Genomic DNA, 1,057 nt, shown 5'->3' with positions numbered 1-1,057 from the left:
TTTTAAGTTTAGTTATCTAATTGATTTTGATTACGTTCACGAGCGGGACGCTCGCGCTAGCGGGCAATGACTATATTGGAAAGACATAAAAAAAGTCTAGTAAGTTATTAATAAGTTTTTTTGTTTTTTAATCAGCTTATTATTAGTTCTACATTCTTATATTCTTATAAATTGTGTCTCCATTATTATCTCTTATATATATAAGTTTGTAAGTACTATCTGCTTCAAAAATATATTCTGCTAGAATTTTTGCTCCAAATTTATTATTTCCTCTAAATGAGAAGTTTCCTTTAAATTTATATTTATCTAGAGATGAATAAAAATGAATTTTTCTTTTAAGAAAACTGATTTGTTCTTGAGATATTTTATTTTTTTCTTTTTGCAAGTTGCGAATGTCTTTTAAAATCGTTTGTATTTCTAGTTTACTTGTAAGGTATTCTACAGAATCTAAATGCATAGAATTGAATTCATAGCTACTAGGATCATTCAGATTTGGTTTAATGATGCTTTCTATTTCATTTTGTAGATTTTCAATTTTGCTTTTTTGACATGAGATTGAAATAATTAAAATTAATAGTAAAAGAATTATTTTATTCATTATAGTTAGGTTTTGAGTTTGTTTTTCAAAAATAAAAATTTAGAACATAGTAATATTACGGAAAATCATAATTGACTGAATGCAGAAAAGGATTCGTCTTTAGTCTAAGTTTACAATCAAGGGCGTAAGCAACTTTGATAAAAGCTCAAGTTTAAAGTTGGTCTGCGCATTTTTGTCATTTCGAGGAACGAGAAATCTTCACGAGAAGCTCGACAATTTAAGAAAAACTGTGAGTTAGTTTCTTGCGGAGATTTCTCGTTCCTCGAAATGAACTGTGTTTAAAAGCAAATTTATTTTTAATTATTTTGTAAATAATATTCATTTTTTGATGCTAAAGCAAATGCTTGTTTAAGTAGTTTGTTTGCTACAGCGATTAAAGCTATTTTTTTAGCTTTTCCTTTTTCGACTAATCTATCGTATAATTCTTTACAAGCAGCATTACATTTTTTAGCAGACCAA

Annotated in this window: 1 protein-coding gene and 1 pseudogene; both read right to left on the bottom strand. The window is 27.1% G+C overall.

Annotation, left to right across the window (positions count from 1 at the left end):
- Window positions 1-148 precede the first annotated feature (148 nt).
- Window positions 149-598: a hypothetical protein gene (locus B8T70_RS23500; RefSeq protein ID WP_086896436.1), complete on the bottom strand. Its 450-nt coding sequence runs from the start codon at window positions 596-598 to the stop codon at window positions 149-151.
- Between the two features lie 296 nt (window positions 599-894).
- A pseudogene (locus B8T70_RS23730) lies at window positions 895-1,057 on the bottom strand (IS110 family transposase); the annotation flags it as partial.

The sequence above is a fragment of the Flavobacterium sp. AJR genome (genome assembly GCF_002156885.1).
Lineage (GTDB): Bacteria > Bacteroidota > Bacteroidia > Flavobacteriales > Flavobacteriaceae > Flavobacterium.
The sequence above is the reverse complement of the archived record's forward strand: the minus strand, read 5'-3'. Positions and strand labels throughout refer to the sequence as shown.